The sequence below is a fragment of the Nostoc sp. NMS9 genome (assembly GCF_017114995.1).
Classification (GTDB): domain Bacteria; phylum Cyanobacteriota; class Cyanobacteriia; order Cyanobacteriales; family Nostocaceae; genus Nostoc.
Map to the genome: position 1 here is coordinate 1 of NZ_JABXKL010000089.1, position 15,153 is coordinate 15,153.

A 15,153-nucleotide genomic window follows, 5' to 3' on the forward strand; every position below is an offset into this window, starting at 1 on the left:
CTCCTCAATGTGATTCAGTATGTCACTCATATTTTCGTGTTAAAAAACTTCTCATAATGTTCTTTTATCACAAAATATACTATTTTGGAGATGTCTATTTAACTTTACCATTGGCAATGTTGCAGGCGATCGCAACTCATGAATTCTCACAAAAAACTGTTGAAGAATTCGCTAAAGGAGGCATCGGTTTAACTAATTCGTAATTCGTATGTGTTCAATAAGTGAATTTAGCTAAACTATAAAAATCAAATTTACTCAACATCTCCAAAAATGTGAATACCGCAGGCACTTGCAGAGCATTAGATAAAGTTGCAGTTGCAATTACTCTTTCGAGCGGTGCAGGTAAACTGTATACTTGTACCTTTGGGGGAATTGGTACAGCTGCTAAACGAGGCATAATAGCTGCTCTCAATCCTTGATTCACCATACTAACGACTGTGGAATCTTCTTGAATGTCGGTAGCAGTATTGATTGGAATTGCGAAAGTCTTCAGGTGGTTGTGAAGAATGCGTCCACAGGGTGTACAAGGAAGCAAAACCGGCGGATAGGCTGCTATGTCTTCCCAAGTAATTTTCGGACTGCTAATTTTGGTATCTGGTGGTAGTAAAGCTACATACTCATCCCGAAAAATTTCCCAGGTTTCAAATTCTTCACCAGTTGGCAGACAGGTAATACCAATATCGGCACGTCCATCATGCAAACACTGCTCTACATCTGTGAAAGCAGCACACTCTATGATTGTGACAGCAATTTCTGGGAATTGATCGTGAAATTGGGCGATCGCTTTTGGTAATAGATGAGTAGCGACGCTCCGAAAAGCCGCAATTCGCACATGACCACCGTGTAAACCTTTATGCAAGTTTGCTTCGTGTTGCATCATCTCTAGATGCTGCATTGCTTGACGCGCATGATACAAAATGCGCTCACCAGCAGGTGTCACGACAGCACCGTGACGACCTCTAGCAAATAATGGCACACCCAATTCTTCTTCTAGGGTGGCGATCGCATGACTAATCGCAGGTTGGGAAAGCTGCAATTCTAAGGCTGCCTCACTAAAGTTACCACGATCTGCGACTGCAACTATGGCTCGGAGTTGGGAGAGTTTCATAGGCAATTGATGAGAACAAGGGTATACACATCCTGACTTTATTGTGGCAAAAAGGTTGTATTAGTGATTTTTAATATCTATAAATCCTATTTATAGAACCTATGCAAGCCATGATTTGATTCCTAACTGAGATGTTGTTACTGTTTTATTTACTGAGCAACTTTCAGGAATAATTTTATGAATAATGACATTAGGTGTTTACAAACAGAAGATATAGAAATAAATTGTAGTCCGTCATTCCAGAAAAAAATCCACTCAAACTTCTGGAAATGTCTGCATCATATTTGGGAAAATTTTGTCAAAAAACTCCTAGCCGATCCTAATGAATTACAAGTTTGGCAAAAGGTTGACCGCCACGGTAATATCTATTGGCAAGCTTACGACTCGGCAACCGGAAAATCTTTCTCTTCAGGTTCCGAAACTGATGTCTGTATGTGGATTGAACAGCTTCATAGGTATTAAAAATATGACGCAACTTACTTTAGTAATCGGCAACAAAAATTATTCATCTTGGTCACTTCGTCCTTGGTTAGCGATGAAGCAATTCGGTTTGGAATTCAATGAAATTCTGCTTCCTCTCTACAACAACCCAGATTTTTCATCGAAAATTCGGCAATACTCGTCATCAGGAAAAGTACCTGTGTTATTGCACGATACACAAACGGTGTGGGATTCTCTCGCTATTTGTGAATATCTAGCTGAAACGTTTCAAACTCTGCAATGGTGGCCAGAGGATAAGCCTGCAAGGGCATTAGCTCGTTCTGTAAGTGCAGAAATGCACTCAGGATTTCAAAACTTGCGTCAGAATATGCCGATGAACTGCCGTACTAAATATCCTGGTAAAGGTTTAGAACCCGGCGTACAACAAGACATTGACCGCATTACTACTATTTGGCAAGACTCACGTCAAAAGTTTGGGACTGCTGGCAATTTCTTGTTTGGTAATTTTACGATTGCCGATGCGTTTTTTGCTCCAGTTGTCCTGCGGTTTGTCACTTATGATGTGCAGTTAGATACTGTTTCTAGAAATTATGTGGAGTCAGTTTTGGCGCTTCCAGCAATGCAAGAGTGGATAAATGCAGCAAATAATGAGACAGAAGTTATTCTCCAATATGAGTTTTATAAAAATATTAAATAGCAACAAGAAGGGTAAGAATATTTTAATTCGAGATGCAAAGAAAAGAGATATTCCTACAATTATGGAATTGATTCATTTAAAAGCCGAATTTGATGGTTGTCCTGAATCTGTAGAAGCAACTCCTCAAAAGCTAGAAGTTGATTTATTTGGAGAAACGCCTCTTGCTTTTGTTCTTTTGGCTGAGGTTGATGGCGATACTATTGGGTTGGCAACCTATCACTTTATCTATTCAACTTTTTTAGCAAAACCTGGAATTTGGCTTGATGATTTATATGTCAAAGATGAATATCGAAGCCACCGAGTTGGTCAGGTACTCATGCTACGCTTGCGCCAGATTGCCAAAGAAAAAGGTTGTGGCAGAATCGATTGGACTGTAGCTGTGTCTAACGAGCGTGGAATCAATTTTTATGAAAGAATAGGTGCAAAGATTATGAATAAAGTAAAAGTATGTCGCTTAGATGGTCAGATATTATAGTAGGGTGTGTATTACAATACTCAACCCTACAAACGACAAACTTTATTTTTTAGAGATGTCTACTATAGCAATCCTAAATCATTCATAGAATTTGAGATAGTTTGACCCTGTGTAGTTTCCTCAATGCTTTGGGAGGACGGCGTTAGCTGGGGGTGAATTTTCTTACAAATCATTTAGGATTGCGATCGCTCTCTTAAGCTACCCTGTAAACTGTAAAGTCTATCAAGGATAACCGCCCCGATCTATCCTGACACTGTTCAAGCTCTAGTGCTTATGGAGCATAGCTTATAGCTTTACAAACGTGCTATTATTCTTTAACGACTGTTTAATAGCGTTAAGCTAGAATAAATCCATTTTAATATTAGTAATGCCTAATATTCAAGAACACGTAAACACTCTAGTTACGAAATTTGTTCCGGGTTATAGATTTTTTCGTTTACAAGAACTCACAATTGATAAAAATAATTCCCTACAAACAGAAATTAATAGTAAATCAATTAAAGTTCTCAGTTGGAATATTGCTAAACAAAACTATAATAACGCTTGGTTAGAAGATTTTTCAAAAATAATTGCAACTTATCAACCAAACCTTATATTTTTACAAGAATTTTCTTTAAAGTTAGAGGCAGAAGAATGGGCAAAATGGTTGAAAATGAATTGGAGTTTTGCTCCTAATTTTGTAGATATTCATCATCAAACTTATTCAGGAATATTTACAGCATCGACAATCAGTCCAACTACAAAAAAAGTGATAACTACTAAACATTATGAACCGATTGTTAAAACTCCTAAAATTTCTTTAATTACTGAGTATCTGCTATCTGAACAAAATACAACTCTCCTAACAGTCAATACTCATCTGATAAATTTTGTAGATTTAAATAAATTTAAAATCCAACTAAATGAATTAGAGCGAGCATTATCTATACATCGTGGGCCACTAATATTTTCAGGAGATTTCAATACTTGGAGTCGAAAAAGAGCAGTTATCCTCAATCAAGTAACAACTCAATTAGGATTAACGCCTGTAATTTTTGCACCTGATGAGAAAGAGAAAATTAAACGCTTCCTGTTATCACCCCCTTTAGATCATATCTTTTATCGAGATATCAGTGTGAAGAAAGCCAGTGCTAAAGTGCTAGAGCAAATTTGTTCATCCGATCATAAGCCATTGCTGGCAGAATTTACTTATACCAATACTCAAAAAAATTAAGATGCTTGTAGATGCTCGTGTTCTAGCTATTTTTAGCACAGCTACGGTTGTTGTTCATTTCGTGGGAGTTATACATGCAGCCCATGCAGTGATGAATGTGCGTTCTTCCCAAGGGGCAATTGCCTGGAGCATTTCTCTAATTACCTTTCCCTGGCTAGCGATTCCATTGTATTGGATTTTAGGAAGAACTAAATTTCATGGATATGCTGAAACATTGCGCTCAGTCTATGCACAACACTACAAGCTTGTTCATCCGACTTATAGCGAACTGATTAAATTTCAGATTGCACCACCAGATAATCTAGCTCAATTGCAACCATTAGCGGAGGCTTTTACAGAAATTTCTTTCACATCAGGCAATGCTGCCGAATTACTGATTAATGGTCAGCAAACCTATGAAGCGATGCTGAAAAAGATTGCATCGGCGACAAATTATATTTTATTTCAATTCTATACTGTTAACGATGACCAATCAGGTAATGAGTTTAAAGAAGCGTTGATTGCTAAAGCCAAGCAAGGAATAAGCATCTATTTTCTCTACGATGAAATTGGTTCAAAAAAACTATCTCGCCCTTATATCCAATCTCTACAACAGCATGGTATTGCAGTAAGTGCATTTAACACCACCCAAGGTCAGGGTAATCGGCTCCAATATAATTTTCGCAATCATCGAAAAATTCTGGTGGTGGATGGAGAAATCGCATTTGTCGGTGGACTAAATATTGGTGATGAATATTTAGGAAAAAATCCTCGCTTGAGTCCTTGGCGCGACACCCATATCATGCTTGAAGGACCAAGTGTACAAAGCCTACAAAACTCTTTTGTGCGAGATTGGTATTGGGCGACTCGAAAATTTATCGAAGTTAACTGGCAGGTAAAAATTAATCGGGAAATTAATCAAACTGTATTCATACTTCCTACAGGTCCTGCAGATCATCTGCCAGCTTGTAAGCTTTTTTTCGTCGAACTAATTAATCAAGCTCAAACTCACCTCTGGATTGCTAGTCCATACTTTGTGCCGGACGAGGCAACATTGTCAGCCTTAAAACTGGCAGCAATGCGAGGTGTCGATGTGCGAATTCTCTTACCAAATCGACCCGATCATTTATTTGTTTATTTATGTTCCTTCTCTTACTACACCGAAATGGAAAAAATCGGGATCAAGTTGTATCGTTACAAAAATGGGTTTATGCACCAGAAAATTATAGTCATTGATGAGAATCTAGCAGGGGTAGGAACTGTTAACTTAGATAATCGCTCTTTTTCCCTAAATTTTGAAGTTATGGGTTTTGTTACCGAGTCTGGGTTTGTCCAAAGTGTGAAAAAGATGTTAGAGGATGATTTAGCTGTTTGTGTTGCTGTTGATCTTAATGAGTACGATAAAAAACCTTTTTGGTTCAAGTTAGCTGTGAGAGTCTCTCGATTGCTGACTCCTTTACTTTAATCACTAATATATGGATGAATAGAATAATCCATCAGGCGAAGTTAGGGTAATTTACTCAGTGGTGTCGCTAAACCGTCAATGCTGACGAGATTTTTCTTCTGTTGATATTCTCGAACTCCCTCTTCGCCTTTTTTACTAGCCCAGTTTACTAGAGTCTGGCGCTGACCTTGATATTCATAGAGTGGTACGCCAAAACCACAGGAAGTCTGGATTTTTTCAATGTCAGCGACGATAATTTGACGAGTTCCAGGTATCGGCAAAAATAGAGAATAGAGGGAGTCCCACTCTGGAGAACTCGGTAAAATCGTGGTTCCTTGACCGTAAAGACGCAAGATACACGCGGGTTCTTGAAAGGCACAAAACATGAAGGTTATCCGCCCATTTTCTTGCAAATGGGCTGATGTCTCGTTACCACTACCTGTGAGGTCTACATAACCTACTCGGTTGGGAGACAGGATACGAAAGCAGTCCTGACCTTTAGGAGACAGGTTAACATGACCCGTAGGACTCAAAGGTGCAGAGCCAACAAAAAAAAGGTGTTGGGCAGCAATAAAGTCTTGTAGTTCTTTAGTAATACAGTCAAAGAATTTAGACATAGACTGTCTGATTTATATTTGCAAATTTATCATGTTCTCAGCCTATGTCTTAGCTAAAAATCTAGCAAGGTATAATTACCGATGTCTGCTTTATCGGAAGGGAGTGGGGAGTTGGGGAAAACTGTTACTGTCTCATGTATCGACTAGCCATTTGGATGGCATCAGCGATATCGACATCACCATCACCATCAGCATCCAAGAAGGAATTTAGGACAGGATTTGCGCCAGCCTGGGGATTTTGAGCATTAGCGCCTGATTGCAAAAACTTTAGCACCAAAGGTACTGCCAAAGGCAGCAATTGTTGAACGATACCAGCATCCAAACCAGTGCGCTGGGCAGCAACTTCAGCTACTTGTTGTTGTATCTGAGGAGAAAATAACGAATTGACGGCTTGGGGGTTGGGAGAAGTACCAGCATATTGACTGACTAAATTTTGTGTGGCTTCATTACCATCTGTGGCTTGTTTGTCTTGTAAAGCAGAACGCACTTGACCACCCACAATTGACAAAACTGATTGGATGGTAGAAGGATCTGCGCCTGTGCGATCGCTCAACTGTTGTACAGTATTGACAATACTTCCTAGTTGACCTAAGCTACCCTGTTGATTGGGATTAGCGACAGCACCAAGAATTTGATCGAAAAGTCCCATAAGTTTGTTTCTCTCTTTGTTCTCAAAAACTTGCCAAAACTGGCTTGAAGTTTTTTGTGTACACGGACTTTTGTAAGCCTAATAAAAGATTAAAACACGCTAGCTCTAAATTTTAACAGTTACTAGCTCAAGTATGAGAAATCGCTAGCCCCAAAGCCGTACTAATGAATCGTGGTTTTGTTGTCAAAAATGCTTCAAAGTTCCTACTAAAAAAATAAATCGCTGTCTGTAGAAGAATGTTCATCTATCTTTCAGACAGCGATCGCAAAACGCTCAACTTATTTACCTGATATTTGCTCTACGCTAATGCCGCTACTTTCTCTAGTAAGCCTTGAAACAACCTCAAGCCATCACTACCCCCTAGCATTGCGTCTGACGCCCTTTCTGGGTGCGGCATCATTCCCAACACATTGCCGCGACGATCGCTAATCCCGGCAATGTTGTTCAGTGAACCGTTGGGATTTTTGCCTTCATAGCGAAATACGACTTGCCCGTTATCTTCAATTTCTGCGAGAGTGGCTGCGTCAGTGTAGAATCTCCCCTCTCCGTGGGCAATGGGCAAAGTGATGACTTCACTACTGGTATAAGCTTGCGTCCATAGATTAGTACGCTCAACTTTCAAGGGGATGCGATCGCAGATAAAATGTAAATCTCGATTTCTGGTCAACACCCCTGGCAAAAGTCCAGCTTCAGTTAATACTTGAAAGCCGTTGCAAATACCGAGGACAAACTTACCCTTTTGGGCGTGTTCCACAACCTGCTGCATCACGGGTGAAAAACGCGCAATCGCACCACAGCGCAGATAATCCCCGTAACTAAAGCCACCAGGAATAATCACGACATCCAAATCAGCAATATCTGTTTCTTGATGCCAAACCATGCGAGTTGGTTGCCCCAGTAAATCTCTGGTTACATAAGCAACATCGCGATCGCAATTAGAACCGGGAAAAACAACAACACCGAATTTCATGATTAGTTAGGGGAGTGGAAAGTGGGGAGGCAGGGGGCAGGGGAGCAGGGGAGCAGGGGAGCAGAGGAGAAGTTGCAGTAAGTTTTTCCCCTCTGCCCCTCTGCCTCTTATGCCCTATACCCAATCCCTAAAATACCCCAGTTTGAGTTTCCACCTCAATTAATTCAAAGCGGTAATTTTCAATTACGGGATTTGATAGCATTTGGTCACAAATGGTATCAAGGTCTTTACGCGCTTTCTTCTCCTCAGTCGAGGTGATGGTGAGTTCAATGTACTTGCCAATCCGCACCTGGTCAACGTTATCGTATCCCAGTTGCTTAAGACCGGATTGTACAGCCACACCAGCGGGGTCTAAAACTGAAGGACGAAGGGTCACGAAAATTTTGGCTAGATACTTGGTTTGCACGGGCTTTTGCTGAATGCTGCGATCGCTATACTATAACTTTCTGTTCCAACTGAGTGAAAATAAGATTACGAAGCAGTTAAAGTTAATCGATCGATTAGCTGATCTAACAGCTTCAAACTACAGTGGCATACTTAAATAATTATCTATGAGAGCCATACGCACCCGCAGTCAAGAGCGTATTTTCAACCTACTGAAAACTATCAAAAAAGGCATTTCTGCCCAAGATATTTACGTAGAACTACGTAATACAAATCAGAGTATGGGTTTAGCAACAGTTTACCGTTCTCTAGAAGCCTTAAAACTAGAAGGCATGGTACAAGTGCGAAATTTGGCTAACGGTGAAGCCCTCTATAGCCTAGCACAGCAAGATAAACACCACCTTACTTGCTTGCAATGTGGTGTCTCAATTCCGATTAATCAATGCCCAGTTCATGACTTAGAAAACCAGTTAGAATCAAGCCATAAGTTTAAAGTTTTTTACCACACTCTAGAGTTTTTTGGGTTGTGCAGTCAATGCCAGGTAAATCAACCTACTGAGATTAGTCAATAGTCATATCAATTTTATATGGTGTTGCACTTTCTTCTCCTACAAACTAAAGCCCGTGGCTACCAGAACATAGAAGCAAATTGGCTTCCCGCAGGGTAGCCTGCTTAGACGGGCTAATGATGTGAATTTTCAAAAAGAAATGGTGTGAGCAGGAAATTTTTTTTACTCTTCAAGCTTAACTACAGGAGTAATGCAGTGTTGAGAATTAGCGTTGAAGAAGCAGCTATGAATTTAAAATCTCTCTTGGAACGGGTAGCTAGGGGAGAAGAAGTAATTTTGCTAGAGCAAGATAAAGCTGTCGCTTGTTTAGTTCCTCCGCTACAAAAAGAAGAACGATTAGCAAGTATGAAACAATTTCGTGATTCTCTTGCGATTAAGGGTGAGTCATTGAGCGCAACTGTCATAAATGCACGTACAGAGGAACATCGTTGATTTATTTAGATACAAGCATTATTGCTCCTTTGTATTGGACAGAAGCTTTAAGCGATGCAGTTGAACAATTACTACTCAATGAAACTGAAGTAGGTTTGAGTCAGTTGGTTGAGGTTGAACTCGTTTCTGCGTTATCGCGTCGAGTCAGAATGCGAGAAATATCTCAGCAAGATGCAATAGCCATTGTAGAAAGGTTCCAAGCAGATTTGGATAGTAGATTTTATACTCAAATTGCGGTGGAAAAAGATGTCAGTGACGAGCCGAATCCCCAATGCTGGCTGACTTTATAGCGATCGCAACCGCAAAACACTCTGTTATTTTTCAAAACCATTAAATCTGGTCGAAACCTATGCCAGATAACCTTTTTGTGGTTGCGATCGCTCTGCTTGTGAGAAATCCGGGGATCGCCTACTTCTCGATTCTTGACTTCAATTCCCAAAACTACTGCTATATCTACTTTCTATCCTTTCAATCTTTTGTTAATAGGACTTACGCAAAAATCGCCCAAAAGCTTAATTTGTCGAACCGCCAAGACGCCAAGAACGCCAATAATTCGTAGAGTGTGCGTAAGTCCTAATTAAGAAAGATGTGACTAATGCATAGCAATGATTTATTGATTACTTTCATTGACTTTACGGCAGTCAGTGTTACTGCTGACTGCTTTTCTTTAGCCCTTTAGTCCAAAGTCCAGTACAACTGTAATGCCTAATGAATCTAGCTCAAATAGCACTAGAACTGATGATTAAGCACGATTACAGTCAATCTTCTCACGATCGCACTCGTTTTCTCAGCCACCAAACTGCAAAACTAACAATGATTCCAACTATCAGACTGAAACTGAAAGGGTAATCGCAAAATAATTGAACTTGCTTAAAAATATCTTTTTTACAATCTTTTGCAGGGTCTTTTACCAGAGATACGGTTGCTATACCAGCACCCGCTACAGCTACAAGCTCTTGGAAGTTACGCTCTCGTTCAGATTTTTCGACTTCTATGCGGCTGCGAGTAGCGTTAATTGTATCTTCTAAAAGTTGCAAGCCAAGCTGCATATTTTCGATATCTTTGGTAATTTGTGGTAAATATTTTTTGTTGGCTAGTCCGCTAAATTTTTCTAAAAAATCTAACTGATTATTTTGACCTGCTTTTTCTTTAATCAAAGCTAAACGAAGTTGATAATTAGATAAATTAATTTCAATAATTTGTTTTTGAAAAGATAAGTTTAGTAAGTCGATTGTATATTGCTGGAGAATGTTATCAATATTATTTAAAATCTTGCGAGAAGTAGTAATACTCTGCTTTTCTTGCCGAGAATTACTTTGATTGGTAATTTTTCTATTTGCTTCAATCTGTTTATAATGATTCAGCAGAGATTGTTTGATTAAACGACTTTGCCAATAAGCCCACGAAATCTTACTTCGATAACAAAATAACCCCATCCAATCTTTATAAAATTCCGCAGCTTGTTCTGCACTCTCTCGAGTAGTATAAATAGCAATAATCACATGATGTTCATGACTATTTAGAGCATTGCTTGCTTTTTCTAGGCTGTAATTTGCCTTTTCTGAACGCCATATTTCAAAAATTTTCCCGTCTAAAAAAGTACCTTTTTCTGGTTGCCAATAAGTATCTTTAAATAAAGCATAATAGCAATTTTTGGCAATATCCTCATAGTTATGAGACGATTTTTCTGGTAGCCAACCAGAAAGCAACCAAGTTTTTCCAATTGTTGCTAGTTCTTTATTTAGTTTTTGTTCAATTTCAGTTTTTAATATTGTAAAAGATTTAGCTGGTTGACTTTCGGTTTGATTATTAATAGAACAATCAATTTGTAAGCCATAAGTATCATTTAATCTAACAGCATAATAGTATCCTTCTAAAGTTTTATTCTGGGAAATAAAGTTAATTTGAGTAGGATGGGTAATCTCTAAATACTCGGTTTCAATGTCAGGATCGTTAAATTGAGTATCAGAGGGTAATTGAGCTAAAAAAGCTGCTTTGTTTTTTTCTGTTTCTGCATCAGTTGTGTTTAAAGAACTTTTTAAAGTATATAAAAATAAATCGACTGTAGGATAGATTAAATCGCTCATTACAAGGTAAAAACTAATTTGATTGATTGGATTGAGATAAAAGTTGTTTCCATTTTCCTAAAAATGTGGCTTCTTTAACTGTTTCTTCTGGTTTTTCAGAACTCCCAACAATGACTACAACATTATTGAGTTGGCTTTCGTAGCCTATAGCTTCATCTTTGGGTTTAAAGCCTCTAGTTATTGGAGCCTTGTCACGAGAAACGAGCTTACTAATTTCAGCTTCAGTTGGAAGTAAATTATCAGGAACTTCTTCTAGATTCTCCAATTGAGACTGATAAAATTCATAAGACTGACTTAATTCAGAATTAGCAGCAATTATCTCTAATAAACGTTCTTTAATATGGACTTCCCAAGCTTTAGGTTGGGTTTCTAATTGCTTGGCAACTTCTTTTAAATTCTGTTTATGTTGTTCTCCGAGGGCGGTTTTTAAATCTTGAAATGCCAAGAGAAAAGCGATGATAGTATTGTCAGGCTTTGTCTTCATAGGTTTTTATACCAAACTTACTACGACTAGTATAAACATAATTTAAGTGAGATGATTACAGCAAATATTTGATGTTCAGTTTTGATTTTTTATGTCTAGAAAGAATAATTTACAGAATAAAACGTTCTTTTTTATGCCTTTTGTTGCATAAATTAATATAGCTGATTGCACGGTTTTCTAGTTATTTTGCGTAAAAACTAAAGAATGCTGTGAATTAGGTATTAAAGCTGTGGACAGATTTTGCCTACAGTTCAACAAAAAGTTCTAATGGTTAGTCAGGTAAGAAAAATGGCATCGGAATGGGCGGCTATTGTTATTGGAATTAATTATTACCCAGAATACACCACCCTAAAGCCGCTAACAGCAGCAGCAGAGGATGCTGAGAAAATTGCCGAACAATTAGAACAATACGGTTATAGACCTTTTCGCGCTCAGTGTTTACCTAGAACTTTAAACCAGAAGGGAGAAAGTAAAATCGATCGCCAAGGGACGGTAAAGGTGCAAGAATTACAAGAGGCGATCGCTAATCTTTTCAATCCTCCCCCTCCTAACCCCAGCCCAGAAACAGCGTTATTCTTCTTTTCAGGACATGGGTGGTGCAGAACTGTGGCGGGGAAGGAGGAAGTATTTCTAGCTACCAGTGATGTCCTACCTGATGCAGAAATCTATGGTATACCCTTAAGTTGGTTGGGAGAGCAGTTGCAAAGAAGTCAGGCTAAACGAGTCGTTGTTTGGCTAGATTGCTGCTATAGCGGTGAATTGTTAAAATTTATTCCCACAGATAGAGACTACTGTTTCATTACTGCAACCCGTTCCTACGAAACTGGATTAGAAATTCCCCACACGCAGGGGTTGTTGACGGAGGCGTTACTCGCAGGATTGAACCCGGAAAATGACGCAGATGGGATCATTAATAGCCACAAATTGGCAGATTTAATTATCAGCCAAATGCCGAATACAGTCCAGCGTCCGTTAATTGCCAATTCCCCACGAGCAATTCTGCTGACTACTAAGTTTTCTCAAAGAAGCTTTCAGGATAAGTGTCCTTATCGTTCCCTGTCGTATTTTACCGAGACAAAGGAAGATGCTGAGGTTTTTTATGGGCGGAGTGCGCTGACTCAGGAGTTGATTCAACAGGTAAAAGAGAAGCATCGCCTAATTGCCGTATTAGGAGCTTCCGGTAGTGGAAAATCATCTATGTTACGGGCTGGGTTACTCTACCAGCTGAAGCTAGGACAAGAGATTCCAGGGAGCGATCGCTGGACTTATATTACTCCGTTTACGCCTAAAGAAACTCCTGTTAACAGTTTACAGAAGGCTTTTGCACTTTCCTTGCCTAATCTTTCGTTCACCCCCCTTAATCCCCTGTTGTCAAGCTCCGACACAAGTGAAATAACCCCCCTTAATCCCCCCTTGGAAAGGGGGGAAACCGGAAAATCTAACTCCCTCCCCTTTACAAGGGGAGGGTTGGGGAGGGGTAATTTTGCCCATGTCATCGGCGAGAGGTTAAAAGCATTAAACACACCAGTCATTTTGATTATCGATCAGTTTGAAGAATGCTTTACTATGTGCGATGACAGCCAGCGCCAAGAATTCTTTGACTGTTTGCGGGAATTAATTGACTGTACAGATAACCTCTATATTTTCATTGGGATGCGATCGGATTTTCGGGCGAGATGGCGAGAATATCCCGAATATGCCAGTAGAATCCATAAACCTTACATCAACGTCGAACACCTCAGCCGTGAGGAAATTGAAGAAGCGATTACTAAACCGGCTGATTGGGTAGGATTAGGCATAGAAGGAAGGTTAAAACAGCAACTAATTAATGATGTTGAGGATTACCCCGGAAGTTTGCCTTTGCTGCAATATACGTTGACAGAATTGTGGCGTGAGTCGAGAAATCAAGGCGATGAACTTCTCAGCCTGAAAACTTATGAGGATTTAGGCGGGGTTGAAGGAACGCTACAAAAACGCGCCGATGCAGTTTACGACAGTCTTTTACCAACAGAAAAAACTGTGGCGCGGCGGCTTTTTCTAGAATTGACGCAAATCGGAGAAACCACAGATGTACGGCGGCGCGTGCGTTTACGCGAGTTGGTTAATTCCCATCATTCCTTGGAACTTTTACAACAGGTGAGTGAGAAGTTAGCCGATAAAGATGCACGATTAATTACCAAGACAGATGAGCCGGATTCCCAGGATGTAATTTTAGATGTTGTCCACGAAGCCTTAATCCGCCACTGGCAAAGGTTGCGGGATTGTAAAGAGGAATATAAGTTGGGAATAGCCATTGAGCGGCAGATTGAAGCGGAAGCCCAAGAATGGCAGAGGAATGATAAAAAGCCAGGATTCCTTAGAAAAGATGACAGATTAGCAGTAGCAGAGGGATATTTAGCTAGATTTGGTGATTGGCAGATGCTGAATGAGGTAGCCGAGGAGTATATTCAGGAGAGTCAAGAACTGCGAAATCGGCTTGAGCGAGAAGAGAAAGAACGCCAACAAGAAAAACTGCAAGCAGCACGGCGGCAAAATCGAGTTGTCACTATGTTTAGTTTGGGGTTAGCTGGAGTAGCTATCTTTGCAGGTTATCAATGGTATGATGCCCATAACAAAGCCAACGAAGCAGCACAACAAACTGCGATTGCTCTGGCGCAAAGTTCTGAATCTTCGCTAGTATCTAACAGACAAATTGAGGCTTTAATTGCAGCTACACAGTCAAACAGACAACTTTCAGGTAGAACACTTAGGAAAGATGTCAATTTAGAACAAACGGCTAACCAGCAAGCTGTAGTCGCACTAAGGCAAGCAATTTACAATATGCAAGAGCAGAATCGCTTGGAAGGGCATAGCAATTGGGTCTATAACGTGGTATTCAGCCCTGATGGCAAGACCATCGCTTCTGCTAGTGCTGACAAAACCGTCAAACTCTGGAATGCAGCTACAGGTAAAGAAATCATCACCCTCAAGGGGCATAGCAATTCGGTCAATAGTGTAGCATTCAGCCCCGATGGCAAGACCATCGCTTCTGCTAGTGCTGACAAAACCGTCAAACTCTGGAATGCAGCTACAGGTAAAGAAATCATCACCCTCAAGGGGCATAGCAATTCGGTCAATAGTGTAGCATTCAGCCCCGATGGCAAGACCATCGCTTCTGCTAGTGCTGACAAAACCGTCAAACTCTGGAATGCAGCTACAGGTAAAGAAATCATCACCCTCAAGGGGCATAGCAATTCGGTCAATAGTGTAGCATTCAGCCCCGATGGCAAGACCATCGCTTCTGCTAGTGCTGACAAAACCGTCAAACTCTGGAATGCAGCTACAGGTAAAGAAATCATCACCCTCAAGGGGCATAGCAATTCGGTCAATAGTGTAGCATTCAGCCCCGATGACAAGATCATCGCTTCTGCTAGTGCTGACAAAACCGTCAAACTCTGGAATGCAGCTACAGGTAAAGAAATCATCACCCTCAAGGGGCATAGCAATTCGGTCAATAGTGTAGCATTCAGCCCCGATGGCAAGACCATCGCTTCTGCTAGTGCTGACAATACCGTCAAACTCTGGAATGCAGCTACAGGTAAAGAAATCATCACCCTCAAGGGGC

The 15,153-nt window shown here is 40.2% G+C and carries 16 protein-coding genes and 1 pseudogene; 10 read left to right on the forward strand and 7 right to left on the reverse strand.

Translation table 11 applies throughout. The features are described 5' to 3' along the window. A pseudogene (locus HWQ40_RS28705) lies at positions 1-203 on the forward strand (hypothetical protein); the annotation flags it as partial. Positions 204-214: 11 nt separating this feature from the next. Here the strand turns inward: HWQ40_RS28705 and HWQ40_RS28710 are convergent. Then, complete coding sequence (locus tag HWQ40_RS28710; RefSeq protein WP_292784992.1) at positions 215-1,108, reverse strand: LysR family transcriptional regulator; 894 nt, start codon at positions 1,106-1,108, stop codon at positions 215-217. Between the two features lie 177 nt (positions 1,109-1,285). On the opposite strand from HWQ40_RS28710, the gene HWQ40_RS28715 reads away from it, so the two are divergent. The 5 genes from HWQ40_RS28715 to cls all read left to right on the forward strand — a co-directional run bounded on the left by HWQ40_RS28715 (position 1,286) and on the right by cls (position 5,378). Further along, positions 1,286-1,570, forward strand: a complete 285-nt coding sequence (locus HWQ40_RS28715; protein WP_292784994.1) for a hypothetical protein — start codon at positions 1,286-1,288, stop codon at positions 1,568-1,570. A gap of 4 nt (positions 1,571-1,574) precedes the next feature. Beyond that, on the forward strand, positions 1,575-2,246 hold the full coding sequence (locus HWQ40_RS28720; protein WP_292784996.1) for a glutathione S-transferase family protein: 672 nt from the start codon (positions 1,575-1,577) through the stop codon (positions 2,244-2,246). Then, on the forward strand, positions 2,221-2,721 hold the full coding sequence (locus HWQ40_RS28725) for a GNAT family N-acetyltransferase (protein ID WP_292784998.1): 501 nt from the start codon (positions 2,221-2,223) through the stop codon (positions 2,719-2,721). Before HWQ40_RS28720 ends, HWQ40_RS28725 begins: the two co-directional genes overlap by 26 nt. A gap of 367 nt (positions 2,722-3,088) precedes the next feature. Next, positions 3,089-3,934, forward strand: coding sequence for an endonuclease/exonuclease/phosphatase family protein (locus tag HWQ40_RS28730; RefSeq protein WP_292785000.1), 846 nt, complete (start codon positions 3,089-3,091; stop codon positions 3,932-3,934). A gap of 1 nt (position 3,935) precedes the next feature. Then, complete coding sequence (cls, locus tag HWQ40_RS28735; protein ID WP_292785002.1) at positions 3,936-5,378, forward strand: cardiolipin synthase; 1,443 nt, start codon at positions 3,936-3,938, stop codon at positions 5,376-5,378. A gap of 41 nt (positions 5,379-5,419) precedes the next feature. Here the strand turns inward: cls and HWQ40_RS28740 are convergent, their stop codons facing one another. The 4 genes from HWQ40_RS28740 to purS form a co-directional block, all read right to left on the reverse strand. Beyond that, positions 5,420-5,974, reverse strand: coding sequence for a pyridoxamine 5'-phosphate oxidase family protein (locus HWQ40_RS28740; RefSeq protein ID WP_292785004.1), 555 nt, complete (start codon positions 5,972-5,974; stop codon positions 5,420-5,422). 124 nt (positions 5,975-6,098) lie between these two features. Continuing rightward, positions 6,099-6,623 (reverse strand): DUF937 domain-containing protein, encoded by a 525-nt coding sequence (locus HWQ40_RS28745; RefSeq protein WP_292785006.1) that lies wholly within the window; start codon positions 6,621-6,623, stop codon positions 6,099-6,101. 298 nt (positions 6,624-6,921) lie between these two features. Continuing rightward, positions 6,922-7,593, reverse strand: a complete 672-nt coding sequence (gene purQ / locus HWQ40_RS28750; protein WP_292785008.1) for a phosphoribosylformylglycinamidine synthase subunit PurQ — start codon at positions 7,591-7,593, stop codon at positions 6,922-6,924. Positions 7,594-7,720: 127 nt separating this feature from the next. After that, complete coding sequence (gene purS / locus HWQ40_RS28755) at positions 7,721-7,999, reverse strand: phosphoribosylformylglycinamidine synthase subunit PurS (RefSeq protein ID WP_099102896.1); 279 nt, start codon at positions 7,997-7,999, stop codon at positions 7,721-7,723. Positions 8,000-8,144: 145 nt separating this feature from the next. On the opposite strand from purS, the gene HWQ40_RS28760 reads away from it, so the two are divergent. The 3 genes from HWQ40_RS28760 (at position 8,145) to HWQ40_RS28770 (ending at position 9,268) form a co-directional block, all read left to right on the forward strand. After that, the gene (locus tag HWQ40_RS28760) at positions 8,145-8,549 is read left to right on the forward strand and encodes a Fur family transcriptional regulator (RefSeq protein ID WP_292785010.1); all 405 of its coding nucleotides are present in this window, start codon (positions 8,145-8,147) and stop codon (positions 8,547-8,549) included. A gap of 222 nt (positions 8,550-8,771) precedes the next feature. Continuing rightward, a complete protein-coding gene (locus HWQ40_RS28765; protein ID WP_292785012.1) occupies positions 8,772-8,978 on the forward strand; it encodes a hypothetical protein in 207 nt (68 codons plus the stop codon). Then, on the forward strand, positions 8,975-9,268 hold the full coding sequence (locus HWQ40_RS28770; RefSeq protein ID WP_292785014.1) for a type II toxin-antitoxin system VapC family toxin: 294 nt from the start codon (positions 8,975-8,977) through the stop codon (positions 9,266-9,268). The genes HWQ40_RS28765 and HWQ40_RS28770 overlap by 4 nt, the downstream gene beginning before the upstream one ends. 477 nt (positions 9,269-9,745) lie before the next feature. On the opposite strand, the gene HWQ40_RS28775 is transcribed toward HWQ40_RS28770, so the two are convergent. Continuing rightward, positions 9,746-11,065: a hypothetical protein gene (locus HWQ40_RS28775; protein WP_292785016.1), complete on the reverse strand. Its 1,320-nt coding sequence runs from the start codon at positions 11,063-11,065 to the stop codon at positions 9,746-9,748. 13 nt (positions 11,066-11,078) lie between these two features. After that, positions 11,079-11,510 (reverse strand): hypothetical protein, encoded by a 432-nt coding sequence (locus HWQ40_RS28780; RefSeq protein ID WP_292785018.1) that lies wholly within the window; start codon positions 11,508-11,510, stop codon positions 11,079-11,081. A 327-nt stretch (positions 11,511-11,837) separates the two neighbouring features. On the opposite strand from HWQ40_RS28780, the gene HWQ40_RS28785 reads away from it, so the two are divergent. Then, the coding region (locus HWQ40_RS28785; protein WP_292785020.1) for a caspase family protein at positions 11,838-15,153 on the forward strand (3,316 nt) is incomplete at its 3' end.